Genomic DNA, 26,509 nt, shown 5'->3' with positions numbered 1-26,509 from the left:
GCCACCACGCCGGACGCCTGAAGATCACGTGCGACCGGAGAGTATCGCGTACTGGGTGACTTGGGTGGTTTGGCTCCGAATTGTGTGACTGTCTTGTGTCCTGAGCGAGTGCCAGGACCGCGCGCACGCGAAGCCGAGTGGCGCTCGATAAGACGCTCGCGCTGTTTTGTTTCATTGGCCCTCGTCCGACTTCGGCGGGCTTCCGCGGCTTTCGTCGGCGCAGGTGACGATGCAGCGCCGCGCTGCTCCGCAGAGTCACGGCCCCCGCGCCATCTGGCCCGGAACCGGTTTCCGCCGTTCGGGGGACGGGTCGGGACGAGCAGCGCCTGTTACGTTGTGAGAGTTTCCGATCACCGTAGGTTCAACTGCGGAGCGTGATCGCCCGTACTCAGTAAATCGGACATACGGGCATGAAGTCACGATCATGGCATTGGTCAATATCGGCTGGCCTATGGTCCTTTGCGGCCTATCCGTGGATGTGCTGCAATGTCGTGCGCCGAGGGTGAAGAAGATGTCGCAATTACCCTTCGCGTCCGTGTAGCCACGGAGAGTGCGACATCGTGGAGAGGGTGTTAACGGCGGATGCAACCAAGCGACGAAGGTCGCGACGGTCCTCGACCCGGTAACGTCGGGACGCAGTCGGGCCAACCGACACGGTCGGGCAGCAGGCTGAGCCTGCGGAACTGGCGGGTGCCCCAGCGGCTCATCGTCCTGATCCTGGTTCCGACGGTCGCCGCCGTCGCGCTGGCCGGGGTGCGCATCTCCAGCTCCCTCAGCGAGGCGGAGGCGTACGGCCGGGTCGAGCGCATGGCGGAGATGGGCGACGGGATCACCCGCTTCGTCCAGCAGTTCACGGCGGAGCGCGACCTCGCCGTCGAGTACAGCGCGGCCAACCGCGCCGCCGCCCTCCTGCCCGAGCTGGAGGGCCAGCAGCGCAAGACCGACGCCCAGATCGAGCCGGTGCGCGCCGCCGCCGGGGCGATCAACGGGTCCTATGGAACGGAGGCCGTGCGCGACGCGCGCACCGTGCTGAACCGGCTCGACGGCGTGAAGGCGCTGCGCTCCCTCGTCACCGGCACCAAGGTGCCGGCCTTCACCGTCCTGCAGAAGTACACCGAGGTCACCGACGAGCTCGTCGCCATCCTGGACGGCCTCGCGCAGAACGTCGCCGACGACCGGCTCGCGGAGTCCAGCCGGGCGCTCGGCGCGCTCGCCCGCGCCAAGGAGGCGGTGTCGCGCGAGCGCGCGGTGCTGCTCATCGGCGCGCGCTCGCACCAGCTGGCCGCCGACGAGCTGCAGGAGCTCACCGCCGCCCGCTCCCAGGAGGACAGCCAGCTCGCCGCCTTCCGCGACTCGGCGCGGCTCGACCAGATCCAGCTCTTCGAGGACACCGTCGTCGGCCCCAAGGTCGACCAGGCCCGCGAGGTGCGCCAGCGCGTGATCGCGGGCGTCGGCGCGTCCGGCGGCAACCTGCCGCCCTCGCTCGGCACCGCCCGCTCCGCCGCCGTGATCCGCGACTCCATGACCGACATGATCGGGAAGATGCGGCTCGTGGAGGAGCGGCTCGCGAACGACATCAAGGTGCGCAGCGACGACCAGGGCGCCGCCGCCCGGACCTCCACCATCACCGACTCGATCATCGTCGCGGTGCTGCTCGCCGCCGTCCTGCTGGTCACGATCCTGATGGCGCGCTCGCTGGTGCGGCCGCTGCGCCGGCTGCAGTCCGGCGCGCTGGAGATCGCCGGCACCCGGCTGCCCGGCCTGGTCGACCGGCTGCGAGATCCGGAGGCCGCCGCGGGCGGCATCGAGGTGCAGCCGATCGAGGTCGACTCCACCGACGAGATCGGCCAGGTCGCCCGCGCCTTCGACGAGGTTCACCGCGAGGCGGTGCGGCTCGCGGCCGACGAGGCCGTCCTGCGCGGCAACATCAACGCCATGTTCGTCAACCTCTCCCGCCGCAGCCAGTCCCTGATCGAGCGGCAGCTCCGCCTGATCGAGGAACTGGAGCAGAGCGAGCGGGACGAGGAGCAGCTCGGCAACCTGTTCCGCCTCGACCACCTCGCCACCCGCATGCGCCGCAACTGCGAGAACCTCCTCGTCCTCGGAGGGCAGGAGCAGGTGCGGCGCTGGAACCAGGCCGTCCCGCTCATCGACGTCGTCCGCGCGTCGCTGTCCGAGGTGGAGCAGTACGAGCGGGTGGCGCTCCGGGTTCAAGGCGACATGACGGTCGCCGGACCCGTCGTCAACGACCTCGTCCACCTGCTGGCCGAGCTGGTGGAGAACGCGACGGTGTTCTCGTCCGAGCACACCAAGGTGACCGTCTCCGGACAGACGCTCAGCGGCGGCGGCGCCATGCTGCAGATCACCGACAACGGCGTCGGGATGTCGACCGAGGACCTGGAGCAGGCGAACTGGCGGCTCGCGAACCCGCCCGTCATCGACTTCTCCGCGGCCCGCCGCATGGGCCTGTTCGTGGTCGGCCGGCTCGCCGTCCGGCACGGGATCCGGGTGGAGCTGCGCGCCGCGCAGGGCGGCGGGCTCACCGCGTTCGTGGTCCTGCCGGACGCCGTGATCACCCCCGGCGACACCGCCGGGATCGGCGCCCGCGGCCTCGGCCCGCGCGAGGCGGGCGCGCACGGCCAGCTCGCCGCGCTCACCACCGCGCCCGAGCCGCCCGCGCTCGGCACGAGCGGCGCGTTCCCGCAGCCCGGCGAGCGCGGCCCGGTCGGTCCGCCCACCGGCCCGCTGACCGGGCCGCTGACCGGCGGGACGGGCTCGCACCCCATGGTCGGCGGCACCGGCCCGCTGCGCCCGATCCGGCGCGGCACCGGCCCCCAGCCCGCCCTGAACGAGACCGGCCCGATCCCGACCGGAACCGGCCCCATCCCCACCGGGACCGGGGCGCATCCGACGGTGCCGGGCACCGGGCCGCAGCCCGCCGTCCCGCCCGCCGAGGACCCCTACCAGCCGGGCGACCGGCGTCCGCCGCGGCGGCCGGGCGAGCTGCCCGTCCGGCGGCCGGGCGCGCACCTGCCCGGCGGCGGCGCGGCCGCGAACCCGCCCGACGACGGCCCGAACGGGCTGTTCCAGCCGCGCAGCGAGCGGCGGGACGACACCGGGTCCAACGGCGTCCACCGGCCCGACAGCCACCGGCCCGACGTCCACCGGCCCGACATGGGCCGGACCGGGCCGCAGTCCGTCGTCCCGGAGGCGCAGCCGATCGTGCCGGACCCCGGCTCCGGGCGGCAGATCCCCTGGGAGACCGGTCCGCTCGACCAGGTCGGCCCCGAGCAGAGCCCGTTCGGCGACACCCCGCGGACCGACCCGCGGGCCGGACGGCAGACCGGGGCGCACGGCACACGGTGGACGGCCGCCGCGGCCGAGCGGACGGGGGAGCGCCCCGTCCCGGTCCCGCCCGCCCCGCCGGAGAGCGCCGCGCCGGAACCCCCGGCCCCCGCCCCGCCGCAGGCACCGCCCGAGCCGAAGCAGCCGCGCCGGCTCCCCGAACGCTCGCCGATCTTCGACGCGATGCAGTCGGAGTGGTTCCAGCGCCGGTCGGCCGACGCCGGGTCCGGCGAGGACCCGGTCCGCGGCTGGGAGTCCCCGGCGGACGCCGGGTTCCGGGCCGCCGAGGCCGCCCGCCGGCCGGTGGCGGCGAGCCGTACCAGCGTCGGGCTCCCGAAGCGGGTGCCCGGTAAGAACCGCATCCCCGGCGCGGTCGGGCACGCGGCGGCGCCGGCCGCCGCGCAGCCGCCGCCGGAACCGCCGCCGGGGGCGGCCGAGCGGGAGGCGCCCGCGCAGGGCCAGCCCGCCCAGGCCCGCCAGGGTCACGGCCAGACGGCCGACGTCGTACGCAACCGTTTCGCGAGTCTCCAGCGGGGCGTCCACCGCGGGCGCCACGAGATCCGCGATACAGGCACGTCAGGTGAGGCGCCGTCGCAGCGCGACGACGAGACAGGAGGCACCCGGTGAGCGGGCAGGATCTCAACTGGTTGGTGACGAACTTCGCGGACCGTGTCGCGAAGGTCGCGCACGCCGTCGTGGTCTCCTCGGACGGCCTGCCGATGGCCTACTCGTCGGGCTTCCCGCCCGAGCGGGCGGACCAGCTCTCGGCGATCGCCTCGGGGCTGATGAGCCTGACCCAGGGCGCGGCGAAGATCTTCGACGCGGGGGGCGTGAACCAGACCGTCGTCGAGATGGACCGCGGGCTGCTGTTCGTCATGTCCATCACGAACGGGTCGGTGTTCGCGGTGCTGGCCGCGCCGGACTGCGACCTCGGCCTCGTCGCCTATGAGATGACGCTCCTGGTGGAGCGCGTCGGCCGGGTGCTCACGCCCGCGCTGCGCGCCCAGGACCAGCAGCAGCCGCCGTTCTCGGGTCCTCCCGTGACCGAGATGGGCGCCGGGCCCGCCCGCTACTGATCGTGACTGACTAGGCCGGAGGTCGGCGACATGGATCGAGGCAGTCCCTTCGGAGGCGGTCCCGGAGGGCCCGGACGCTGGCCGGGCGACCCCCAGGGGAGGACGCCGGCGCAGGGACGTCCTCCCGAGCGCGACGATGACCCGAACGCGAGCTCGTCGCTGGTGCGCCCCTACGCGGTGACCGGCGGCCGGACCAAGCCGCGCTACGACCTGGCCATCGAGGCCCTGGTCACCGCAGCGCCGTACCCGCCGCGGGACGTGGCCGTGCTGACCCCGGAGTACCGGGCGATCATGGACCTGTGCCGGTCCGCCCGCTCCGTGGCCGAGGTCTCCGCCCTGCTGCGCCTGCCGCTCGGCGTCGCGCGGGTCCTCATCGCCGACATGGCCGTCGAGGGGCTGCTGCGGCTGCACCAGTCCCAGCCCGCCACCACCGCCGGCGGACAGCCGGACCTTCGCTTGCTAGAAAGGGTGCTCAGTGGCCTTCGGAAGCTCTGACCAGATCCCGGGCCCGCCCGGCGGCGAGGCCGAGCTGACCTCGGTCAAGATCGTCGTCGGCGGCGGCTTCGGCGTCGGCAAGACCACGTTCGTCGGCTCCGTCTCGGAGATCATGCCGCTCACCACCGAGGCGGTGATGACCGCCGCGAGCGCCGACGTGGACGACCTGTCCGCCGTCCCGGACAAGACGACCACCACCGTCGCGATGGACTTCGGGCGCGTGTCGCTCGACAGCGAGCTGATCCTGTACCTGTTCGGCACGCCGGGCCAGCACCGCTTCTGGTTCATGTGGGACGACCTGGTCCGCGGCGCGATCGGCGCCGTCGTCCTCGTCGACACCCGCCGGCTGGAGGACTGCTTCGCCGCCGTGGACTACTTCGAGGAGCTCGGCCTGCCGTTCGTGGTCGGCGTCAACGGGTTCCACGGCGAGTTCCAGTACGCCGTCGAGGACATCCGCGAGGCCCTGTCGATCAGCGCGCACGTGCCGATCGTGCAGTGCGACGCGCGGAGCCGCGAGTCCACCAAGCAGGTGCTGATCACGCTCGTCCAGCACGCGATGACGGTGCACGCCACGACCTCCTCCGCCGCGTCCGCGCCGCCCGCCGGCCCCGGCGCGCAGCCGCCGGGCGTCCAGCCGGGGACGACGTCGCCGAGCTGGACCTGACGCCCCGCGACCGACGCCCCGCAGCTGACGTCCCGCAGTTGACGTCTCGCGTCCCCTGACCCGGCCGGAATCCGGTCGCGTAACTCGTGTGCACGATGCATGATCTACGTGATCTACCATGAACCGGTGTTGGGGGTTGCGATGCATGAAATGAGGCGGATCAGGACGTACGTGGCCATCGGCGACAGCTTCACCGAGGGCCTGGACGACCCCTACCCCGGCGGGGACGACCGCTTCCGCGGCTGGGCCGACCGCCTCGCCGAACACCTCTCCGCGCGCCACCCCGGCCTCCGCTACGCCAACCTCGCCGTGCGCGGGAAACTCGTCCGCCAGATCGTCGACGACCAGGTCCCCCTCGCCGTCGACCTCGCCCCCGACCTCGTCACGTTCTGCGCCGGCGGCAACGACATGATCCGCCCCGGCGCCGACCCCGACGCGCTCGCCGTCGTCTTCGACGACGCCGTCCGCAGGCTCCGCGCCACCGGCGCCGCCGTCGTCGTCTTCACCGGCTTCGACACCCGCGGGCTCCGCACCGGCGGCCGCATCCGCGGCAAGGCCGCCACCTACAACATGCACCTGCGCGCCATCGCCGACCGGCGCGGCTGCACCGTCGTCGACCTGTGGCCCCTCCGCGTCTTCAACGACCCCCGCGCCTGGTCCGAGGACCGCCTCCACCTCTCACCCGAAGGCCACCGCCGCATGGCCCTCCTCGTCGCCGACGTCATCGGCGTCCCCGGCGACGACGACTGGCGCGCCCCCTGGCCCCCCGCCGACCCCGCCGACTGGCTCACCCTCCGCCGCGAAGACGTCCGCTGGGCCCGCACCTACCTCCTCCCCTGGATAGGCCGCCGCGCCACGGGCCGCTCCACAGGAGACGGCCGCGCCCCGAAGCGGCCCTGGGCTACGCCGCTTTGACCCAGGGGGGACGACCCCCCTGGAACCCCCCGTTGCGGCGCAGGCGATCCTCACGCCGCCGTTTCGGTCTGTCTTGCCTGTTGCGGGTGTGTGTGGCGTCGCTGCGGTCGCCTGCGCCGGCGGGTCGGGCGGCCTCCGGCGCTGGGGCGCCTCCGGCCGCCCGACCCGCGACGCTGGTTTGGGTTCCGTCCACGGAGCGTTCTTGCTGGAGCCCTCAAGTTGTCCGGATCCGCGACGCGGGGTTGGGGGTTGTCTGCGGAGTGTTCTTGTTGGGTGACCTGGGGTTGCTTGAGCTGATGTGGCGGTCTGGGGCGTCCAAGGCGCGTTCGCGTTGGCCGCCTTCGGTCGCTTGGGGGTGGGGCGGGTTGGGGGTTGTTCGAGGGTTTTCGCGGGATCCCGGTGGGGGTGTGAATTGTCTTGGATGTATTGATTTGGGGTGGTTGGGGGGTTGGCGAGTCGGTTATGGGGTGGTCGCGGGGCGGGGAGCGGAAATGTGCGGGGCGCATGGGGCGGGGCTAGATTGGCCGTCGGTTCCGCGCGAATGTTCGTGCGCGGGCTCGAATGACGCGAAAGGAATCTCAACGTGGGTTCTCCTCGGCTGCCTGATCATCTTGAAGTGCTGCTCACCGAGGAGCCCGTGCTGGATGTGTACGCGTTCGGGCCTTGGCGGGTGCCGGACGGGTTGTACGAGGAGATGCGCGAGCGCGCGCTGGAGTACAACCGCGACCAGCGGGCCGTGGTGCTGACGCGGCAGCTCAGCGACTTCTACGGGGGCGACACCAGCGCGGCCGGGGCGGAGCAGTGGTCGCTGCTGACGTTCCTGCTCGGCGCGTCCGCCGTGCGCGGCGGGTCGCGGGGGGACGTCGACTACGAGCTGCTGTCGGCGTTCCTCGCGACGCCGGAGTCGGCCGTCCGGGAGCCGACCGCGTGGTTCACGCAGGGCGGGCGGTGGCGTCCGCCGGGGCTGTGGCTGCCCGAGCCCGCCGGGAACGACCGCGAGCGGCGTGCGGTGATGTTCGAGCTGGCGCGCGCGGGGCTGGACGTGTTCGACGGGCTCGAACCCGTCCAGCGGCGGCGGAAGACGCTGATCGATCTGTTCGATCGGCGGGCCGCTGATCCCGAGCTGCGGGAGCTCGACATGAGCGTCCCGAACGCGCGGCTTGAGGATGTGTGGGTCTCCGGGTTGACCGAGGAGGAGTTGTCGGTCCTTCCCGAGTTGGCGGGGCCGGTCGCGTATCTGGGCTGGGCCTGCTCTGGGCTGGACGCGGCGCACGAGCGCCTGGCCGGGGCCGTCTCGGACGGCGACGAGCCCGACGTCTCGCTCGCTCGGCTGCTGCTCGCCGCCGAGGCGCGGGTCGTCCCGGCGGAGCTCGCGGTGGTGCTCGGGACGACCCGCTACGAGAACGTCGAGGAGCGGTTCCGGGCGGCGCGCGAGGGGTTCTCGCCCGACGCCTGGCAGCAGGACGTCCGGGCGTGGCTGGCGCGCGGCTTGGTCGCGGGCGAGGCGGACGCCGCCCGCGCCTGGCTGGACATGGCCGTGCGGATCACCGGGTCCGTCCAGGGGCTGCCCGAGGCGCCGGTGAGCCCGCGCTGCCGGGTGCCGGTGCGGATGTTCCAGGCGGACCTGCGGCGGCTGTTCAGCGTGCGGCGCGTCCTCAACACGCTGGCGTTCGGTGGGCGGGACGTCGTCGAGGAGGAGGCCGCTGAGGAGGCGTCGAATGTCGTCGGCGGCGCGCTCGTCGGGCAGCCGGAACTCGCCGGGGCGGTCGGGGAGGCGGTGGTCGCGCGGCTCGCCGGGGAGCGGCCCGTCCGGCTGCTGGTCGCGGGGCCCGAGGGCACCGGCAAGGGGACGGCGGCGGAGCTCGTCGAGGCCCGGCTCGCCGCGGGCGGCGCGGTGCGCGAGGCGATGTGGATCTCCGACCAGGTGTTCGCGTCGCTGGGCGTGAGCGACGCCGTCCTGTGGCTGCAGACCCGGGTCCGCGAGTGCCTGGACGCGCGGATGCTCCTCGTCGTCGACGACCTGGAGAAGCTCGCCGCGCACGAGCGGTGCGGCGCGGCGGCGGCCGAGGAGCTGCGGCGGCTGATGGCGCGGTCGCCGTCGCTGAACGTCGTTGCGCTGTGCCGCCCAGGCGGCGACCGGCGGCTGTTCGACGCCAACCCCGCCCTGGTGCGCGCGTTCGACGTGGCGCGGACGCGCGACTTCGGCGAGGACGACTTCGCCGAGCTGTTCGCGCTCGCCGCCGCCCGGCGCGGGGCGCGCGTCGCCCCGGAGGTCGCCGCGACGGCGGGCGGCATGCTCCGCCGCACCCCGCCGCTGCGGAACCTGCGCGGCGCGCGGCTGGTCGAGCACATGGCCGCCGAGGCGGTCGCCGCCGCCTACCGGCGCGACGGAGAAGGCGCACTTGAGATCACCGCGGCCGACCTGCCGCAGCGGCTCGTGCCGGGGCGTCCGGCGGAGGCCGACCCGCTCGCGGAGCTGGCCGCCTGCGCGGGCATCGAGCCCGTCAAGCGGGAGGTGGACGCGCTGGTCGCCGAGGCCAAGGCGGCGCGGCTGCGGCGCGAGGCGGGCATGACCGCGCGGACCCGGCTCCGGCACCTCGTCTTCACCGGCAACCCGGGCACCGGCAAGAGCAAGGTCGCCGGGATCCTCGGCCGGGTCTACGCCGATCTCGGCGTGCTGACGTCCGGGCACCTCGTCCAGGTCGAGCGGGCCGACCTGCTGGGGGAGTACGCGAGCGAGAGCGTCCTGCGGGTCCGGCGGGCCGTCGAGCAGGCGCACGGCGGCGTGCTCCTCGTCCGCGACGCGCACGCGCTGGTGTCCGCCGCGTCGGACGCGGCGCGCGGCCGCGAGGTCCTGGACGTGCTGCTCACCGGCGTCCAGGCGTACACCGAGGACCTCCTCGTCGTGCTGACCGGGCCCGAGGCAGAGCTGAACGGGCTGCTCAAGTCGCATCCCGACCTCGCCGCGCTGTTCCCGCGCACCGTCCGGTTCCCCGACCTCACCGTGGACGAGCTGGTCGAGGTGTTCGCCGCCAAGGCCGCCGACTCCGGCTTCGCGCTCGCCCCCGGCGTCCTCGGCCGCGTGCGGGAGCTCGCCGAGTCCGCGCCGCGCGACCGCGGCTTCGGCAACGCCCGCGCGATGATCAACCTGCTGGACCGGGCGGTCGCGCTGCAGGGCCGCCGCGTCCTCGCCGACGGGATCGTCGACGAGACCGAGTCGCTCGACGAGATCCTCCTGGAGGACGTCCCCGACACGCTCAGCCGGGGCCGCGACGACGTCCCCGGCGACCCGCTCGCCGAGATCGAGCGGCTGATCGGGCTCGCCGACATCAAGCGGGAGGTGGCCGCGCTGGTCGCCGAGGTCCGCGCCGAGCAGATGCGGCGGGACGCCAAGGTGTCCCCGGCGTCGCCGTCCCGGCACATGGTCTTCATGGGCAACCCCGGCACGGCGAAGACGACGATCGCCCGACTGATCGCCGCCGTGTACGCCCGGCTCGGGCTGCTGTCGTCCGGCCACCTGGTCGAGGTCGCCCGCGCCGACCTCGTCGGCGAGTTCATCGGGCAGACCGCGCCCCGGGTGCGCGGCGCGGTCGAGCGGGCGCTCGGCGGCGTCCTGTTCGTGGACGAGGCGTACTCCCTGTCGTCCGCCGCGGGCGACAGCCGCGACTTCGGCCACGAGGCGATCGCCGAGCTGCTCCGGCTGATGGAGGAGCACCGCGGCGACCTCGTCGTCATCGTCGCCGGGTACGACGCGGAGATGGAGCAGTTCCTGAACGTCAACCCGGGCCTGAAGTCCCGGTTCCCGAAGGTGCTGCGGTTCCCCGACTACACCGACGACGAGCTCGTCGCGATCTTCGAGTTCATGGCGGCGGAGGCCGGGTTCGCGCTCGCCCCCGGCGTGCTGGACGCGCTGCGCGTCCTCGTCGGCGCCCAGCCGCGCGGCGCGTCGTTCGGCAACGCGCGGCTCGTCCGGAACCTGCTGGAGGAGTCGATCTCCCGGCAGGCGCGCCGGATCACCGCCGCCGACGACGCCGCGCCCGGCGGGATCGCGCACGACGAGATCGTGACGCTCCGCCCGGACGACCTGCCCGACGTCCCGGCCCGCGAGCGGAGCATCGGGTTCGGCCCCTACATCTAACCCGCGCGCGCCTGCGGGTCGGCGGCCCCGTACGCGGCGGCCTGAAGGGAGTACAGCTCGGCGTAGAGGCCGTCGCGCGCCATCAGCGCGGCGTGGTCCCCCTCCTCGACGACGAGGCCCCGCTCCAGGACGTAGATCCGGTCGGCGTACCGGACGCTGGCCAGCCGGTGCGTGATCAGCAGCACCGTCCGGCCGTCGGCGTGCGTGCGGATCCGCTCGAACAGCAGGTGCTCGGCCCGCGCGTCCAGCGCGGCGGTCGGCTCGTCGCAGATCAGCAGCGGCGCGTCCCGGTAGAAGCCGCGGCCGACCGCGAGCCGCTGCCACTGCCCGCCGGACAGCTCCGCGCCGCCCTTGAACCGGCGGTCCAGCAGCGTGTCGTAGCCCGCCGCGAGACCGTCCACGACCTCGTCGGCCCCGGACGCGCGGGCGGCGGCGAGCAGCGCCGGGTCCTCGTCCTCGCCGCGGACGTGCTCGCTTCCGCGGCCCATCGTGATGTTGTGCCGGGCGGTCATCGGCCAGTGCGTGTACTCCTGCGCGATGACGGCGACGCGCTGCCAGACGTCCTGCGGCGCGACCCGCGTCAGCGGGACGTCGTCCCAGCGGACCTCGCCCTCGTCCGGGTCGTACAGGCCCGCCATGATCTTCGCGAGCGTCGTCTTGCCGGACCCGTTCTCGCCGACGAGCGCGACCACCTCGCCCCGGCGGAGGTCGGCCGAGACGCCGCGCAGGGACGGCTCGTCCGCGCCCGGGTAGGTGAACGCGACGCCCTCGACGCGGATGCGCGCGAAGTCGTCCGGGAGGCGCGCGGTCCGCTCCGCCTCGGCGGCGGGCAGGGCGCGGCGCGGGATGCGCTCCTCGGCGGCGTCGCAGAAGGCCACGTAGTCGCCGAAGTACAGGCCCTCCTCGTAGCACCGGTTGACCGCGTAGACGAGGTTGGCCAGGGACGTCTGGCCCGTCCTGATCGCCAGCACGGCCGTGCCCGCGACGGCCAGCGGCACGGCCCCCTTCCACAGCATGACGCCGAGCGCGATGTAGACGGCGGCCGTCGCGACGCCCTTCAGCATGTCGCCGGTGATCTTCACGACGGTCTGCCTGCGCGCCACGTCCAGCTCGACGTGCCGCTGGTAGGACGCCGCCCGGTCGTACTGGCCGAGCAGGAACGCCCGCATCGTGAACGACCGCACCTCGGGGGCGTGGCGCCGCTCCACCATCAGGTCGGACAGGATCCACTTGCGCCGCGTCACGCCGACCAGGGAGAGCAGCATCAGGTACCGCATCCGCGCGCTGCGGACCGACGCCCACCCCTCCGGCACGGCCGTCAGCAGGAGCAGCGGCAGCAGCAGCGGGTGCAGGACGCCGAGCGTGCCCGCCGCGGCGACCATGCCGACGGCGCCGGTCAGCACGTCCACCGCGTACTGGACGACCATGGGCGCCGACACCATGCCGCGTCCCTGGGCGCGTTTCAGCTCGTCCAGGAAGTCGGAGTCGTCCAGCGCGGTGAGGTCGACGGCGGTCGTGGCCTCGAACAGCCGCAGCTCCACCAGCCGCTCGACCTGCGGCTGGAGCCGGGCCTGCGACCAGCCCGCGCACGCCTGCAGCCCGGCCCGCAGCGCGACCGCGCCCGCCACCAGCGCCAGCGAGGGCAGCGCGTCCCGCACCCGGGACGGCGTCGGCGCCTCGCTGAACAGCGCGGTGAGCACCCCGGTCGTGGCGAGCAGCCAGAACGCGGTGAAGAACCCGGCGGCGAGGTTCAGGCCGACGGTGACGAGCGTGTCCTTCCTGCTCGCCCGCCAGGCGAGGCCCGCCGCCTGCGCGATCACGGCCGGAAGCCGCTGCGCCATCGTGCGCATGCCCGTCTCGGTGAGTTCCTTGTCCCGCGCGTGCCAGTTGAGAATCACCTCGGGCAGGCCGGGGTCGGGGGGCGGTTCCCGGCGGCGACGGCTGCGCCGATTCGTCCCATTCTGGTGGCTACCTCGGGAGAAACGCCGTCCTGTGCCCATACGCCGCCCTTCGCGCATCCTGACCGGCCCAGGGCAGTGTGCACCTTGAGGAGGACGGTGTCCGCTTCATCTGTCACATAGGGAGGTGATTCGCCTTATTGGACAATCATGCGCTGGATGGACGCGCCGAGTGCTCCCGGTTGTCTATGGTCTACGGGACGACAGACGGCCGGCCCAGCGCCGGACAGGCTGAGGAGGGCGACCGGGTGGCGCGCAGCAGGGACCGTTCCGTACGCGCGGAGCACCACCACGCGGCCTACGGGCGGGAGGCGTACGACGACCCGTACGCCGACCCCCACGCGGGCGACCAGCTCGCCGGGCACCGCGTCGGCAAGGGCGGCGGCGCCTACGACGGGTACGACGCGCCGCCGCGGCGGCGGCGCCGCAAGCGGTGGCCGAGGGTGCTCGGCGCCGTCGTCGTGGTGCTGCTGCTGATCGTCGTCGGCGGCTACTTCTACCTCGACTCGCGGCTCAAGCGGGAGTCCGTGCTCGTCGACTACCCGGGCCGGGCCGGCGACACCCCGGGCACGAACTGGCTGATCGTCGGCTCCGACAGCCGCGAGGGACTGTCCAAGGCCGACCAGCGGCGGCTCCGGACGGGGTTCGCCTCGGGCCGCCGCACCGACTCGATGATGCTGCTGCACTACGGCTCGGGCGGGACGTCCCTGATCAGCCTCCCGCGCGACTCCTACCTCCCGATCCAGGGGCACGGGTCGAACAAGCTGAACGCGGCGTTCGCCTACGGCGGGCCGAAGCTGCTCGCCCAGACGGTGGAGAAGGCGACCGGCGTCCACATCGACCACTACGCCGAGATCGGCTTCAACGGCTTCGTCGGCGTGGTCGACGCGGTCGGCGGCGTGGACATCTGCGTCAAGGACGCCATCAACGACCCGAAGGCCGGGCTGAACCTCAAGGCGGGCTGCCAGACGCTGAACGGCGGGCAGGCGCTCGGCTACGTCCGGACCCGCAAGTTCGCCCGCGCCGACCTGGAGCGGGTCGAGCACCAGCGGCAGTTCTTCGCCGCGCTGATGAAGAAGGCGACGAGCCCGGGGACGCTGTTCAACCCGTTCCGCGGCGTCCCGCTCGCGCTGAACTCCACCAGCAACTTCCTCGTCGACGACGGCGACCACCTGTACGACCTCGTCCGGATGATGTGGGCGATGAAGGGCGTCAGCGGGGGCGGCGGCGTGACGACGACCGTCCCGATCGGCGGCACCGGCAGCTCGGCCGCGGCGGGCTCGTACATCACCTGGGACCGGAGCAAGGCGTCCCGCCTGTTCGACGCGCTCAAGCAGGACCAGAAGATCCCCGAGGACGTCATCACGAAGTGACCCCTTTTCGGGCGCGCGGGCCGTCCGGTTAGAGTCGGGGCATGTCCAACGTAACGCCGGACGGCGTCGCCGAGCTGGAGGCGCTGCCGTCCAAGGAACTGTACGAACGCGCGGTCGGCCTCGCCAAGGAGCGGCGCGACGTCGGCTTCCTGTGGGACCTGCTGCGCGCCATTCCCGCCGCCGCGGCGGCGACCGGGGAGGTCGGCCGCGCCGAGTTCGACCTGCTCCACGGGCTGTCGCTGCTCGAGGAGCTCACCCACGCGGGCGAGGGCGAGATGGCGGACGCGCTCCGTCCCTTCTACATCGAGTACCTCACCGAGCACGCCAAAGGGACCTGACGCTCTCTTGCCGCTCCCTTGATCTCCGTCGCGCGGCCGGAGGGAATCACTCTGTGTAGTCTGTAGACCGCAGAGGGTGGTTGAATTGAATAAGAAGCACTTCAAGATCGCCGCGATCGCCTTCGTGGCGTGGTACGTCATCAGCAGGCCGGAGGGAGCGGCGCATCTCGTCAACAACGCCCTGAGCGGGCTCGGCACCGCAGCCGAGTCGTTGTCGCAGTTCATGAGCGCCATCCCGAGCTGACGGACGGCTCGAAGGCCCCGTACCTCCGGCGGTACGGGGCTTCTTAGCGTCCCGACACCAAGCGGTTGCCCGCGCGTCACAGTAAAATCGCGCTTTGCGGGCAGACGCGCGTGGGCACAATTGAATCGGGTCAGTTGTTGTCGTTGCGCTACAACCAGGGACGGCGTACGGATGAAGAAGAACCTCCGCTATGTGGCGATCGCCTTCGTCATCTTCTACTTGCTGAGCTCACCGACCGACGCGGCGGGAGTGGTCAACAACGCCTTCAGCCAGCTCGGCAAGGCGGGCAACCAGCTTGCCTCCTTCGTGAACGCGTTGGGGACGTAAGGGCGCGCCGGCGGCGCGGGCCCACCGTCCCCGGGGGCGCGCGGGGGTTCTCCTCCGCATGGGGCGGGCGCGGCCCGGCGGTGCCGGTGAACGAGACGAACGACACGGCCGACCGGGGGGACGATCTCCTAGGATCGGCCTCATGTCTGTCTTCGACGTAGAGATCGATGGTCTGCGGGGCGGTTCCGCCGACCTCGGCCAGTACCGGGGCAAGGCCATGCTCGTCGTCAACGTCGCGTCCCGGTGCGGCCTCACCCCTCAGTACTCCGGTCTGGAGCGGCTGCAGGAGAGGTTCGCCGGGCGCGGCTTCACCGTCCTCGGCGTCCCCTGCAACCAGTTCATGGGCCAGGAACCCGGCACCGCCGACGAGATCGCCGAGTTCTGCTCGACGACCTACGGCGTCACGTTCCCGCTGACCGAGAAGATCGAGGTCAACGGCGACGGGCGGCATCCGCTGTACCAGGGCCTCGTCGGCTCGCCGGACGCCGAGGGCCACACCGGCGACATCCGCTGGAACTTCGAGAAGTTCCTCATCGCCCCGGACGGCGCGGTCGCGGCGCGCTTCGCGCCGCAGACCGAGCCCGAGTCGGACGAGGTCGTCGCCGCCATCGAGAAGAGCCTGCCGTCCTGACCGCGGACGCGCCCTCCGGGCCCTCGGAGGGCGCGCCCCCCGGTGAGTTGCCGCGAGCCGCCGTGAGCCGCCGTGTGGAGCGCGGCACATCGCACCCGGTTGCCCTCTATTCGAGTCGGCGTCTAACTTGGGATTCGCGATGTGACCTGCGTGGAGGTGCGGCATGGGCGGTTGGACGGTGCGCGACATCCCCGGCCTGCGCGGCCGCCGGGCCGTCGTCACCGGGGCGAACAGCGGCATCGGCTACCACACGGCGCTCCAGCTCGCCCGGCACGGCGCGTCCGTCGTGCTCGCCTGCCGCAGCGCCGAGCGCGGGCAGGCCGCGTTCGACCGGATGCGGGCCGCCGCGCCGGACGCCGACCTCGTCCTCGGCTCACTCGACCTGGCCGATCTCGCCTCCGTCCGGACGTTCGCGGACCGGCACGGCGGCGAGCCCCTCGACATCCTCGTCAACAACGCGGGCGTGATGGCGCTGCCCCGGCGCTCCACCGCCGACGGGTTCGAGATGCAGTTCGGCACCAACCATCTCGGCCACTTCGCGCTCACCGGGCTGCTGCTGGACGCGCTGCGGTCCGCGGCGTCCCTTCGCGGGCCGGCGCGCGTGGTGACCGTGACGTCCGCCTTCGCCTGGACGGGCCGGCTGAGCTTCGACGACCTCCAGGGCGAGCGCCGCTACCGCAAGTGGTCCGCCTACAGCCAGGCCAAGCTCGCCAACCTGATCTTCGCGAAGGAGCTCGACCGGCGCGTCCGGGAGCTGACCAGCGTCGCCGCCCATCCCGGCTACGCGGCCACGAACCTCCAGCAGGCGGGGCCCAGGATGCAGGGCAGCTCGCTCATGGAGAAGGCGACCGGGCTGGGCAACGCGCTGATGGCGCAGTCCGCCGCCGAGGGGGCGCTGCCGTCGCTGTACGCGGCGACGTCCCCGGACGTGGAGGGCGGCGCCTGCTACGGGCCCCGCCTGCTCCAGTACCGCGGCTCGCCGGCCAAGGTCGTCACGCCGCCGCAGGCCGACCGCGCGGGCCTGGGCGAGCGGCTGTGGGACGTCTCCGAGGCGCTCACCGGCGTCGCCTACGCGCCCGCGCCCGCCTGACGGCCGAGCCCGTGGACGGCCTGCGCCACCGTCGCCGCGACGACGCCCTCCGCCTCGGACGGCGTGCGCTGCGCGAGCCGGGCGGCCGCGTCCACCAGCCCCTGGATCAGCTCCGCGCGCAGCGCGGGCTCCGGGACGCCGCCGTCGTCGAGCGCCGCGACCAGCGGGCGGAGCAGCTGCGCGTGCCCGTCGCGGATGCGGTCGAGGGCCGGTTCGGCGAGCGCGTGCTCGACGAGCGCGACGGCGGCGGCGTGCCGCCCGTCCGTCATGACCTCCAACTGGGCGCGGACGTAGGACTCGACCTTCGCGTCCAGACCGGCCGCTCCGGCGAGCGCCGCCTCCACGAGGGACGTCCACCGGGGCAGCTCGTCCTCGACGATCGCGGCGACCAGGTCGTCCTTCGACCGGAAGTACTCGTACAGGCTCGGCCGGGACAGCCCGACCCGCCGTGCCAGCGCGGCGAGCGACAGCGCCTCGATGCCCTCCTCGGCGACGAGCGCCCGCGCGGCGTCGAGAAGGGTGCGCAGTTGCCGCGCCCGGTGCTCGGCGACGGTCGCCTCGCTGATCTTCGGCACCCACCCATCCTAGGTCGCCCTCGGGCGCAAGCCTCCGCCCACAAGCCCGCGGCTCCACGGGCCTATAGGCGCGGCCGGGTCCATGGAGCCGTTGGGCGGCGAAGTCACGGGGCGCGGGTGATGTCCCAGTCGAGGGTGGCGGGGATCGCGCCCTCCAGCGTGAGCAGCCAGCGCTTGACCTCGACGCCGGTGCCGCCGCTGTAGCCGCCGAGCCCGTTCGAGGCGACGACCCGGTGGCACGGGACGATCAGCGGGATCGGGTTGCTGCCCATCACCTGCCCGATCACCTGGGCGTGCACCTCGGTGCCGCTCCGGTCTCCGAGCCCGCCGTACGTGATGACCTCCCCGTACGGGACGGTCTCGTACAGCGTCGTCAGCACCTGCCGCTGCAGGTCGGACGTGAGCCGCCAGTCGATCGGCGTCTCGAAGCTCTTGAGGTCGCCGGCGAAGAAGTCGCGGAGGGCGGACAGGACCGGGGCGAGACGGTCGGGCGCGTCCACCACCGGCAGCCCGGCCGCCTTCGCCGTGCGGGCACGGTTGGCGGGCGTGTCGCGGAAGTGCAGGGCGGCGACGCCCGTCTCGGTCTCCGCGACGAGCAGGCGGCCGAGCACGGTGTCGACCGTGCCGAACGCCAGGGTCTCGGTCATCGTTCAGCGCTCCTTCCCGGGCGGGGGTCCAGCGTGTCACGCCGGACCGACATTCCCTTCAACACCGCGGGACCCCGTCACGTTGCGAGGGTCCGGTGCAGCCGCGCCGCCTCCTTGACCAGGCGGGACGAGCCTCCGCGTCCGGCGACCTCCGCCACCTCGGCGATGGCGCCCCTCGCCCCGGTGGACTCGGCCGTCCGGGTGGCGAGGGCCAGCAGGTCGGGGACGCCCGTCGCCGCGCGCTCGCCCGGCGCGGGGAGCAGGTGCGGGAGGGCGGCGGCGAGGACCGTCCAGACGCCGCTCTGGGCGCCCGCGTCGGCGGCCGCCGTGAGCGCCTTCACGGCGCGGGGGAGGGTGACGCGGCCGAGGGCGGTGAGGCGGCCGAGCGCCGTGCCCGTCTCGGCGGCGGGGAGGGCGTCGCGGGCGGCGAGGGTGAGGAGCGCCTCGGTGGCGTCCGCGCGCACGCGCTCGTGCCGGTTCACGAGGGCGCAGGCGAGGAGCGTCCCGGTGGCGGCGCCCGCCGGGCCGTCGGCCTCCGCCAGATCGAGCAGGACGGAGCCCTGGTTCCAGTCCGCGTCCTCCCCGCCCGCCATCTCGGGGACGAGGTGCGCCGCGGCGATCTCGCGGTGCGACGGCAGCACGGACGGCCAGTAGGCGGCGGACTCGATGTACCGGCCCCCCACGGGCGCGGTCCGGCCCTTCTCCGGGAAGCGGCACAGCCGCGCGATGTCGGAGTCGCCGGGGACGTCCACCCTGGTCACCGTCCGGATGGACGGCCGGACGTTCCGGCCGGGCGTCTGCTCGGCCGGCCTGCCGAGCACCCGGCACTCGACGGGCGGGTCGGCGAGCCCGCCCGTGGCCAGCCAGGACGCGACCGTCCGCCCGGCCTCGGACGCCAGGCCCTTCGCCCGCGCCGCGGCCGTCTGGTCGACGTCGCGGGGGACGCGGAGCAGCGCCTGCGTGAGATCGGCCCGGCCTGGCTCGGCGCCCGCCTCCTCCAGACGCTCCAGCCGCCGGACGAGCACGCCGGGGTCCACGTGGCCGCTGCCCTCGGTCGGCGTCGCGAGCAGCACCGGGACCTTCCCGACCGCGGCCGCCGCCTCGTGCCGCCGCCACCAGAGGAACCGCTCGAACGGACCGCCGGGCATCGTCGGGTCAGGCTCGGGCGTGGGCTCGGTCGGGCGGGGCTGTCTCCTCAAGAACTCGGCGAACGCCCTCATCTGCCGCGACGGCGTTCGCGGCGCGATCAGCCTCCGCACCGGAAGGAACACCCAACTCCTCTGGATGAAGTGGTTCATGTGCTGGTAGTCCTGGGTGATCCAGAGCGCGTGGGTGAAGGCGGTCTCCCGTATCGCCTTCCGCGTCGCGTCGAAGTCGAGGTAGGCGAACTCGACGAGCGCGCCGAGGAAGCGCTCGGCCGCCGCCCACGGCGTCCGGGACCGCGCGAGCACCGCGAACTCCTCGGTCAGCTCGGCGAGCGAGCCGATCGGGGCGGGCGCCGGACGCGGGACGAACGGCGGCGGCCCCGCGAGCGGTTCCAGCGCGGCGAGCAGCCCGGTTCCGGCGTCCGCGGGCCCGACCTCGCCGAACGCCGCGGCGATCGTCTCGCGGAGGTCGGCGGGCAGCCCGGCGGCGGCGTCCCGGACCTCGGCGCGGACCGCGTCGCCCGCCAGCGCCGCGTGCTTCGCCGCGCTCTTCACGGCGCGTTCGCGCAGGTCGAGGGCATCCGAGTCGAAGACCGGGAGGAGGGCGCGCAGGGTGGCGTCGACGCGGTCGCGCCTGCGGGCCGTGCGGTCGAGCCAGGTCAGCCCGGCGCGGACGAGCTTCTTCTCCGGCCGGAACAGCAGCGCGCCCGCCGCGTCCTCGAACAGCGCCGCGTCGAGCAGCCCCCGGTCGTCGGCGCGCCGCACCTCCCGCAGCGCCAGGTCGGCGACGGTCGACGGCGCGGCCGGGAGCAGGTGGACGTAGTCGCGCACGCGGTCGGCGACCTCGGCGTCGGTCGGCTCCAGCGCGTCGTGCAGCCGGCCGAACCAGCGCAGCTCGCGGGCCGTCCCGCCGCGCAGGAAGCGGCTGACGCAGCCGTCCAGGAGGGCCGCGCGGTCGAGCCGTCCGGCGCGGGCGAGGGCGGCGAGGGAGTGGGCCCAGGGGCTCGCCACGGACGGGTCGGGCCGCACCTCCTCGGCGAGGGCCGCGCCGACGCCGTTCGCCTCGAACAGCGCGGGGACGAGCGTGTCCAGGAACGGGTCGTCGGCGAGGGCCTCCGGCTCCGGGGACCGGGCGACCACCCATCCGACGACGAAGCCGTCCGACACCGGCGGGGCCGCCCCGGCCGACCTGATCAGGGCCGCCGCCATCTCCCAGCGCGCCCGGTCGCCGTCGGCGGGGCGGACGCGGCCGGCGAGGCGGCGCCCGACGTCCGCGCGCCATTCGTCCGGACGCGCGGCGGTGACCGTGCCAAGCGCGGCGTAGAACTCGGGGATCCGGGCCTGGGCCCACCACCAGATCTGCAGGTCGCGGCGGTTCAGCCAGGTCGCGGCCGCGGCCGGACCGCTGATCGTGCCCGCGCCCGCGACCAGCAGCGCCGCGGTCACCTGCTGCGCGTGGACCCCGAACCTCGCCCCGTCGCGCGAGGATCTCACCAGCTCCGAGAGGTCCTTGGCGACGGCGCGGCGGGCGTCGTCGCCGAGCGCCCGAACGAGGCCGGCCGTCCGTGACACGTCACCGGCGGAGATCGCCTTCCGGATGTCGTCCCGCTCGCTCATCGCGCGACCTCCACCGCGGCCTCGCGGCGGACCATCCGGGCGGCGAGGACGTGCTTGCACGGCCCGCGCTCGCCCCTGTGGTCGAACCACCACGGGCAGGTGCAGGTGGCTCGGTCTCCGTCGAAGCGGACCTGGCGGTCGCCGCCGTCCGTCCGAACGATCGCCGTGTCGTCGGACGTGAACCGCACGGCGTCCCCTTCGACGAGCGCCTGCGCCGACCGCAGGCGCGGGTTGAGCGCCGCCACCCGCGCGGGGTCGTAGGGCAGCTCGCGGTGGAAGAACCCCGCCTCGGCGGCGTCGAACCCCACGCGGCCGGACGTCCCGAGCTGGGTCAGCGCGGCCCTCGTCCGCTCCAGGGTGAGACCTGACCGCTCGGACAGCAGATCGGGGTCGACGCGGGGCTCGAACGACAGCAGCGCGCCGATCAGGTCGGCGTCGCCCGCGACCTCGTCCGTCGCGAGGGCGTCGAGCACGGCGCCCTCACCGGAGAACCCGCGCGAGTTCTGCGGGGACAGGGTCAGGACGTAGCGCATCCCCGGCAGCTCCAGTTCCCACACGCTCGACACCGGCCCGCTGCCGTTCGCGACGGACGGCCCGTACACGCGCAGGGCGCTCGCGAAGCGGAGCAGCGGCAGCATCGTCCGCAACCGGTCGGGCCCTGCCAGGCACACCGCGCCAGGGACCGGACGGGACGAGACCCGCAGCGTCCGTCCGGCGGGTACCACCCAGAGGACGTCCCGCGCGCGCTTGGGCAGCGACCGCAGGAAGCGGACCGCGTCCGGGCCGGTCAGCTCGGCGCGCGGATCGAACCCGGCCGTGATGACCTGGACCTCGGCGAAGCCTCGCAACCAACGGTCAGGGAGCGGGACCTTCTTCTCCACGACGGCGCCGTCCATGGTCGTCACGGCCAGTTCCTCGGCGCCGACCGCCAGGTGCAGCGGGTCGGAGCCGCCGACCCTGGCCAGGGCCTCGCGCAGCGGTCCGTTGACGTCGACGTTGGTCGTGCCGCGCTCGTGGACGTCGCCGTCCATCGCGGGCTCCAGCACGTCCAGCCGGGCGTAGACGCCGCCGCACGCGGAGAACGACTCCATCCGCAGCCGGTCGCCGTTGCACGTGACGACCGGGTCGCGGAACGACGTAGGGCGCGGCTGGTGGTAGCGGGTCTGCGCGACGTCCGCGAGCGCGATCAGCCCCGCCGCGGCGGGCGCCGCCTGGGTGAGGACGCCGCTGAAGAAGTGCGGGTGCGGACGAGGCCCGGCGCTGGTCGTCCCGCCCGACGTGGACAGGCCGAGGAGCCCGCCGTCGAGGCCGGACGGCCGCGTGTACGTGTATGCCTGGGCGGCCCCTGCCGCCACGGTGCTGCTCGCCATGCCGAGAACGTACGGCCACGCACCGACAAAGCGCGGCGCGTTGGAGGATCAGCCGAGTTGACCTGGGAAGAGAAGGGCGAGTTCACGCGGATGGGTGCCGATCAGACGCAGTTCGTCGTCGGTGAGCGGACGCCCGGTCTGCGCGTTGCAGAGCTGGACGAGCTTGAACGCGAGGTCCTCGTCGACGGGGTCGATGCCCAGTCCGTCCATGACGTGCCTGAACCCGGCCTTGCCGCCGTACTCGCCGGTGAGGACCACTCGTCCCGGACGGGTGTGCCAGTCGTCCGGGAACGGGCCGAGGGTCTCCTCGTCGTACAGCTCGTAGTTGCCGTGGTCTTTCAGCGCGCCGTCCGCGTGGATGCCGGACTCGTGCGCGAACGCGTTCCGGCCCACCCCGACCTGGGTGTAGGGGAGCGGCTGGCCGAAGGCGTAGCTCGCCCACAGCGCGAAGCGCCGCGCCCAGGACAGGTCGATCGGATCCCCGATCTCGGCGCCGTGCTTCTCCAGCCCGAACCCGTGCCGGAACGCGAGGATGGTCGCCAGGAGGTCGGCGTTGCCCGACCGTTCGCCGATCCCGTTGACGCACGTGTTGATCCAGGCGTCCTGCCCGGCCTCCAGGTCGCCGAGCGCGCCGCTGACGGAGTTCGCCACGGCCAGGCCGAGGTCGTTGTGGCAGTGGGTCTCGACCGGCATCCCCACGGCGGACGCCAGCCTGGCGAAGCGCTCCCTGACGCGCTCCGGGGTGTCGCCGCCGATCGTGTCGCAGTACCGGACGCGGTCGGCCCCGGCCTCCTTCGCGGCGAGCGCGAACTCGGTGAGGAAGCCGTCGTCGGTGCGGGAGCCGTCCTCGGCGTTGACCCCGACCGTCAGCGCCCCGGCCGCCTTCGCCGTCCGGACGGCGGCGACCGTCTCCCGGACGATCGCGTCCCGGTCCAGCCGCCCGCGGAACTTGTTCGCGATCATGTAGTCGGACGTGGAGATCGACAGGTTGTAGTGCGCGAGCCCGGCCCCGGCCACCCGCACCCCGGCGGCCTTCTCCACGTCCCGCGCGACGCCCCGGCACCAGCCGGACAGCCGCAGCCCCCCGAACGCGCCCGCCTCCGCCAGCGCGAGCTGCGCCCGGACGTAGGGGACCTCGTGGAACAGGAACGGGAAGCCGATCTCCGACTGCGCCGCGCCCAGCCGTCCCAGGTAGAAGTTCACCATCGTCTTGCCGAACTTCGAGAGCCCGGTCCGGGCCGTCTGAACGCCGTCGCGGTTGGTGACGTCAAGGAAGTGAATCTGTGGCATGCCCTCAGATTGACACTGCAATCCATATGTATCAATATTGACGAAAATCAATATTAGGACGTTGACATGAGCGAGAACGACCGGCTCGACGGCTGGATCGACGCGCGGGCGGCGGCCGAGCGGCTCGGTGTGAAGCCCGCCACGCTGTACGCCTACGTGAGCCGGGGCGTGCTGCGCCGCAGGCACGCCGCCGACGGCCGCCGCAGCCTCTTCGACGCCGCCCAGGTCGAGGAGCTGGCCCGGCGCGGCAGGCCGCGCCGCCCGCCCGGCTCCGGCGAGCTCGCGATCGAGTCGGCGATCACCGCGCTCGGCCCCGACCGCCCGTACTACCGGGGACGCGACGTCCTGGCCCTGGCCGGAGACGCCGCCTTCGAGGACGTCGCCACCTGGCTGTGGACGTCCCGCGAGACCAACGCACACCCCTGGCGGGCGCACGCGGACGGCGTCGCGAGGGCCGTCGCCGCCCAGTCCGGCCTCCCCGCGGACCTCCTCCCGCTCGACCGGCTCCAGCTCATCGTCACCGCCCTCGCCACCGCCGACCCGCTGCGCCACCACCTCGACCCCGAGGGCGTCGTCGTCACCGGGCGAGCCCTCAGCGCGGGCCTGGTCGAAGCGCTCCCGGCGTCGCGCCCGTCCGCCCGCGAGGGCCGCCTGGCCGAGCGCCTCTGGGACCGGTTGTGCCCGCACGCCCCCGAGCCGGGCCTGCTGCGCGCGTTCGAGGCCGCCATGATCCTGCTGGCCGACCACGAGCTGGCCGCGTCCACGGTCGCGGCGCGGGTGGCGGCCTCGGTGCGCGCCGACCCGTACGCCGTCGTCGCGTCCGGCCTCGGCGTCGCGAGCGGCCCGCTGCACGGCGGCGCGTCCTACGGCGCGGAACGCCTGCTGGCCGAGGTCGCCGATCCGGCGTCCGCCGGGCGCGTGCTGGGGGAGCGGCTGCGCGGCGGCGAGCGCGTCCCCGGGTTCGGACACGCGGTCTACAAGGCGGGCGACGGCCGCGCGACGGCGCTGCTGGACCTCGTCCGGGCCGCTGCGCCGGACGACGATCGCGTAGCCGCCGCGGACGCCGTCCTCGACGAGGCCGCGCGCCGCCGCCTGCCCGCGCCCAACGTCGACTTCGCGCTGGCCGCACTGGGTGCGGTGGCGGGGCTCGTCCCCGGCGCGGGCGAGGCGATCTTCGCGGTGGCGCGCACCGCCGGGTGGCTGGCGCACGCGCTGGAGGAGTACGGACGCGGCGGCCCGCTGCGCCCGCGCGCCGTCTACACGGGCCCGCCGCTCCCCTCGGCCTGACGATCACCGGGGTCGGGGCGGCACTCCGCGGGGCCGGGGGTACGCTCGTTGGCGTGCGACGGTTTCTCACCCCTGGCTGGATAGGGCTGCACGCGATCGCGATCACGCTGTGCGGCGCCTTCCTCGGCTTCGGCTGGTGGCAGTACGACCGCGCCCAGAGCGGCAACGACCGGAGCTGGGCCTACACCTTCGAATGGCCGATCTTCGCGATCTTCGTGATCGTGATGTGGGTCAAGATGATCCGCGACGAGCGGTCCGGCGCGGCCCCCGCGCCCGCCGTCCTGGAGGAGCCCGCTGAGGACGAGGTCAAGCGCGAGATCATCCGTCGCCAGGAGGAAGAGGACCCGGCTCTTGCGGCCTACAACCGCTACCTGGCCCGCTTGAACTCCGAGACCAACGGCACCTCCCGCTGACCCACGGGCCGGCAGGACGCGTGCACCTCACGACACCCCAAGGGCCACGCTCGCTGACGGGGGTCCAGGGGGTCGCCCCTTGGGGAAAGAGAGAAGGCTTAAGTGGAAGGCGCGGTGACCAGGTACCGGATCCTGGCTCTGGTGGTCGGCACGTTGCTCGTGCTGCTCGCGATCGGGATGGTCTTGAAGTACGGGCCGACCGACATGCCCGCGATGGCCGGGATCGTGGCGCAGATCCACGGGGTGGTCTACATGGTCTACCTGGTGGCGGCGTACGACCTGTGGCGCCGGACGGGGTGGCCGCTGAGCCGGATGGCGCTGATCGTGGTGGGCGGTTTCGTCCCGCTGATGACGTTCTATGTCGAGCGCAAGGTCGTGCGTGAGGCGCGCGAGCTGCGGCAGGAAGCAAAGGCCGAGGTGAACGCCTGACCCGTCGGCCGTGAAGGCTGGCGGATCCGGTGCCCCGTCGACTAATGTTTGACTCAGTCAAACGTTAGGAGTGGTGCGGATGGAGGCCACCGAGGGGGACGTCGGAACGGTCCGCGCGTTCAACCGGTTCTACACCGGCGTCATCGGAGTGCTCGGCGAAGGGCTCGTCAAGACCCCGTACTCCCTGACCGAGGCGAGGGTGATCTTCGAGCTGGCCCAGCGGGAGGACACCGAGGTCCTCACCCTGCGCCGCGTCCTCGACCTGGACGCGGGCTACCTCAGCCGGATGCTCGCGCGGTTCGAGACCGACGGGCTGGTCGTCCGCGAGCGGGCGGCCGGGGACGCGCGCCGCCAGATCGTCCGGCTCACCCCGCGCGGGCGGGAGGTGTTCGCGATGCTGGACGAGCGGTCCGTGGCCGAGATCCGCGACCTGCTGGACGGGCTGCCCGCCGCCGACCGCCGCCGCCTCGTCGCCGCGATGAGCACGATCCACGGCATCCTCGGGGACCGTCCGCGCCCGGACGACTTCGTGCTTCGCCCGCTCCGTCCCGGCGACCTCGGCTGGGTGGTCGAGCGCAACGGCGCCCTCTACGACCAGGAGGTCGGCTGGGACCGCACCTACGAGGCCCTCGTCGCCAAGGTCGTCGCGGAGTACGTCCAGGACCACGACCCGGAGCGGGAGAACGCCTGGATCGCCGAGAGCGACGGGGAGCGGGTCGGCGGCGTGTTCTGCGTCCGCCGGACCGACGACGTCGCCCAGCTCCGCCTCCTGCACGTCGAGCCGGGCGCTCGCGGGACGGGCGTCGGCGCCGCGCTGGTCGCCGAGTGCGTCCGCTTCGCCGCCGAGGCCGGATACAAGGAGATCATGCTCTGGACGACGGCGCTCCAACGCGCGGCGCACCGCGTGTACGAGCGTGAGGGCTTCGTCCTGGACGAGGAGGAGCCGCCCGTCGAGCGCTTCGGCGACGTGGTCCACGGCCAGATCTGGCGCAAGCGCCTATGAACCGTGGCCCGTGGGGCGTCGTTGGCTCCACGGGCCCGGCTCCGCAGCGATCCCTTACTGCGCGGGCGGCCGGGACGGGGGTCGGACGGAGTTCCGGCCGCCTGTGTTCACCGGCGTAGCGCCGGTTCTGCTGGGGACT

At 73.6% G+C, this 26,509-nt stretch carries 22 protein-coding genes; 16 read left to right on the top strand and 6 right to left on the bottom strand.

Features of this window, described 5'->3' with window-relative positions:
- Positions 1-690 precede the first annotated feature (690 nt).
- From FXF68_RS27235 to FXF68_RS27210, 6 genes are all read left to right on the top strand, one after another.
- The gene (locus tag FXF68_RS27235; protein WP_187438134.1) at positions 691-3,972 is read left to right on the top strand and encodes a nitrate- and nitrite sensing domain-containing protein; all 3,282 of its coding nucleotides are present in this window, start codon (positions 691-693) and stop codon (positions 3,970-3,972) included.
- Positions 3,969-4,421 carry a roadblock/LC7 domain-containing protein gene (locus FXF68_RS27230; protein ID WP_067893504.1) on the top strand — a complete coding sequence of 151 codons (453 nt, stop codon included), beginning with the start codon at positions 3,969-3,971 and terminating at the stop codon, positions 4,419-4,421. The genes FXF68_RS27235 and FXF68_RS27230 overlap by 4 nt, the downstream gene beginning before the upstream one ends.
- Positions 4,422-4,451: 30 nt before the next feature.
- Positions 4,452-4,916, top strand: coding sequence for a DUF742 domain-containing protein (locus FXF68_RS27225; protein ID WP_148764043.1), 465 nt, complete (start codon positions 4,452-4,454; stop codon positions 4,914-4,916).
- A gap of 34 nt (positions 4,917-4,950) precedes the next feature.
- Positions 4,951-5,580 carry a GTP-binding protein gene (locus FXF68_RS27220; protein WP_246179005.1) on the top strand — a complete coding sequence of 210 codons (630 nt, stop codon included), beginning with the start codon at positions 4,951-4,953 and terminating at the stop codon, positions 5,578-5,580.
- A gap of 141 nt (positions 5,581-5,721) precedes the next feature.
- Positions 5,722-6,495, top strand: coding sequence for an SGNH/GDSL hydrolase family protein (locus tag FXF68_RS27215; RefSeq protein ID WP_148764041.1), 774 nt, complete (start codon positions 5,722-5,724; stop codon positions 6,493-6,495).
- A 616-nt stretch (positions 6,496-7,111) separates the two neighbouring features.
- Entirely contained in the window at positions 7,112-10,633 is a 3,522-nt protein-coding gene (locus tag FXF68_RS27210; RefSeq protein ID WP_148764039.1) for an AAA family ATPase, read from the top strand.
- Here FXF68_RS27210 and FXF68_RS27205 read toward each other — a convergent pair.
- Positions 10,630-12,531, bottom strand: a complete 1,902-nt coding sequence (locus FXF68_RS27205) for an ABC transporter ATP-binding protein (protein ID WP_342787185.1) — start codon at positions 12,529-12,531, stop codon at positions 10,630-10,632. The two genes, FXF68_RS27210 and FXF68_RS27205, sit on opposite strands and share 4 nt — an antisense overlap.
- A gap of 308 nt (positions 12,532-12,839) precedes the next feature.
- Between FXF68_RS27205 and FXF68_RS27200 the strand changes: the two genes are divergently transcribed.
- From FXF68_RS27200 to FXF68_RS27185, 6 genes are all read left to right on the top strand, one after another.
- Positions 12,840-13,964: an LCP family protein gene (locus tag FXF68_RS27200; protein ID WP_246178966.1), complete on the top strand. Its 1,125-nt coding sequence runs from the start codon at positions 12,840-12,842 to the stop codon at positions 13,962-13,964.
- Positions 13,965-14,005: 41 nt separating this feature from the next.
- A complete protein-coding gene (locus tag FXF68_RS27195) occupies positions 14,006-14,302 on the top strand; it encodes a hypothetical protein (protein ID WP_148764033.1) in 297 nt (98 codons plus the stop codon).
- Positions 14,303-14,387: 85 nt separating this feature from the next.
- Positions 14,388-14,546, top strand: a complete 159-nt coding sequence (locus FXF68_RS42595; protein ID WP_187412476.1) for a hypothetical protein — start codon at positions 14,388-14,390, stop codon at positions 14,544-14,546.
- 171 nt (positions 14,547-14,717) lie between these two features.
- Entirely contained in the window at positions 14,718-14,873 is a 156-nt protein-coding gene (locus tag FXF68_RS42590) for a hypothetical protein (protein ID WP_169809316.1), read from the top strand.
- 142 nt (positions 14,874-15,015) lie between these two features.
- Positions 15,016-15,504: a glutathione peroxidase gene (locus tag FXF68_RS27190; RefSeq protein WP_148764031.1), complete on the top strand. Its 489-nt coding sequence runs from the start codon at positions 15,016-15,018 to the stop codon at positions 15,502-15,504.
- A gap of 163 nt (positions 15,505-15,667) precedes the next feature.
- Positions 15,668-16,594 (top strand): oxidoreductase, encoded by a 927-nt coding sequence (locus tag FXF68_RS27185; RefSeq protein WP_148764029.1) that lies wholly within the window; start codon positions 15,668-15,670, stop codon positions 16,592-16,594.
- Here the strand turns inward: FXF68_RS27185 and FXF68_RS27180 are convergent.
- From FXF68_RS27180 to FXF68_RS27160, 5 genes are all read right to left on the bottom strand, one after another.
- Entirely contained in the window at positions 16,573-17,169 is a 597-nt protein-coding gene (locus FXF68_RS27180) for a TetR/AcrR family transcriptional regulator (RefSeq protein ID WP_148764027.1), read from the bottom strand. The genes FXF68_RS27185 and FXF68_RS27180 overlap by 22 nt on opposite strands.
- Positions 17,170-17,273: 104 nt before the next feature.
- Entirely contained in the window at positions 17,274-17,816 is a 543-nt protein-coding gene (locus tag FXF68_RS27175; protein WP_148764025.1) for a methylated-DNA--[protein]-cysteine S-methyltransferase, read from the bottom strand.
- 77 nt (positions 17,817-17,893) lie between these two features.
- Positions 17,894-20,578 (bottom strand): DUF7824 domain-containing protein, encoded by a 2,685-nt coding sequence (locus FXF68_RS27170; RefSeq protein ID WP_148764023.1) that lies wholly within the window; start codon positions 20,576-20,578, stop codon positions 17,894-17,896.
- On the bottom strand, positions 20,575-21,948 hold the full coding sequence (locus tag FXF68_RS27165) for an SWIM zinc finger family protein (RefSeq protein WP_148764021.1): 1,374 nt from the start codon (positions 21,946-21,948) through the stop codon (positions 20,575-20,577). The genes FXF68_RS27170 and FXF68_RS27165 overlap by 4 nt, the downstream gene beginning before the upstream one ends.
- 48 nt (positions 21,949-21,996) lie before the next feature.
- The gene (locus FXF68_RS27160) at positions 21,997-23,238 is read right to left on the bottom strand and encodes a LeuA family protein (protein ID WP_148764019.1); all 1,242 of its coding nucleotides are present in this window, start codon (positions 23,236-23,238) and stop codon (positions 21,997-21,999) included.
- A 66-nt stretch (positions 23,239-23,304) separates the two neighbouring features.
- Here FXF68_RS27160 and FXF68_RS27155 point away from each other — a divergent pair, with 66 nt between their 5' ends.
- The 4 genes from FXF68_RS27155 to FXF68_RS27140 all read left to right on the top strand — a co-directional run bounded on the left by FXF68_RS27155 (position 23,305) and on the right by FXF68_RS27140 (position 26,370).
- Positions 23,305-24,525, top strand: coding sequence for a citrate/2-methylcitrate synthase (locus tag FXF68_RS27155; protein WP_148764017.1), 1,221 nt, complete (start codon positions 23,305-23,307; stop codon positions 24,523-24,525).
- A gap of 53 nt (positions 24,526-24,578) precedes the next feature.
- Positions 24,579-24,938 carry a hypothetical protein gene (locus tag FXF68_RS27150; RefSeq protein WP_148764015.1) on the top strand — a complete coding sequence of 120 codons (360 nt, stop codon included), beginning with the start codon at positions 24,579-24,581 and terminating at the stop codon, positions 24,936-24,938.
- Positions 24,939-25,052: 114 nt separating this feature from the next.
- A complete protein-coding gene (locus FXF68_RS27145; RefSeq protein WP_246178965.1) occupies positions 25,053-25,367 on the top strand; it encodes a DUF3817 domain-containing protein in 315 nt (104 codons plus the stop codon).
- Positions 25,368-25,446: 79 nt separating this feature from the next.
- Positions 25,447-26,370 carry a bifunctional helix-turn-helix transcriptional regulator/GNAT family N-acetyltransferase gene (locus FXF68_RS27140; RefSeq protein WP_148764011.1) on the top strand — a complete coding sequence of 308 codons (924 nt, stop codon included), beginning with the start codon at positions 25,447-25,449 and terminating at the stop codon, positions 26,368-26,370.
- The last annotated feature ends 139 nt before the right edge of the window (positions 26,371-26,509 follow it).

The sequence above is a fragment of the Actinomadura decatromicini genome, from assembly GCF_008121305.1.
Taxonomy (GTDB): domain Bacteria; phylum Actinomycetota; class Actinomycetes; order Streptosporangiales; family Streptosporangiaceae; genus Spirillospora; species Spirillospora syzygii.
This window is presented reverse-complemented; position numbering and strand designations above follow the sequence as displayed.

Bases quoted from the DNA above. Each gene is read 5' to 3' on its own strand.
- FXF68_RS27215 (WP_148764041.1), top strand. From the start codon at position 5,722: ATGCATGAAATGAGGCGGATCAGGACGTACGTGGCCATCGGCGACAGC.
- FXF68_RS27225 (WP_148764043.1), top strand. From the start codon at position 4,452: ATGGATCGAGGCAGTCCCTTCGGAGGCGGTCCCGGAGGGCCCGGACGC.
- FXF68_RS27165 (WP_148764021.1), bottom strand. From the start codon at position 21,948: ATGGCGAGCAGCACCGTGGCGGCAGGGGCCGCCCAGGCATACACGTAC.
- FXF68_RS27190 (WP_148764031.1), top strand. From the start codon at position 15,016: ATGTCTGTCTTCGACGTAGAGATCGATGGTCTGCGGGGCGGTTCCGCC.
- FXF68_RS27175 (WP_148764025.1), bottom strand. From the start codon at position 17,816: ATGACCGAGACCCTGGCGTTCGGCACGGTCGACACCGTGCTCGGCCGC.
- FXF68_RS27185 (WP_148764029.1), top strand. From the start codon at position 15,668: ATGGGCGGTTGGACGGTGCGCGACATCCCCGGCCTGCGCGGCCGCCGG.
- FXF68_RS27140 (WP_148764011.1), top strand. From the start codon at position 25,447: ATGGAGGCCACCGAGGGGGACGTCGGAACGGTCCGCGCGTTCAACCGG.
- FXF68_RS27155 (WP_148764017.1), top strand. From the start codon at position 23,305: ATGAGCGAGAACGACCGGCTCGACGGCTGGATCGACGCGCGGGCGGCG.
- FXF68_RS27195 (WP_148764033.1), top strand. From the start codon at position 14,006: ATGTCCAACGTAACGCCGGACGGCGTCGCCGAGCTGGAGGCGCTGCCG.
- FXF68_RS27170 (WP_148764023.1), bottom strand. From the start codon at position 20,578: ATGAGCGAGCGGGACGACATCCGGAAGGCGATCTCCGCCGGTGACGTG.
- FXF68_RS27160 (WP_148764019.1), bottom strand. From the start codon at position 23,238: ATGCCACAGATTCACTTCCTTGACGTCACCAACCGCGACGGCGTTCAG.
- FXF68_RS42590 (WP_169809316.1), top strand. From the start codon at position 14,718: ATGAAGAAGAACCTCCGCTATGTGGCGATCGCCTTCGTCATCTTCTAC.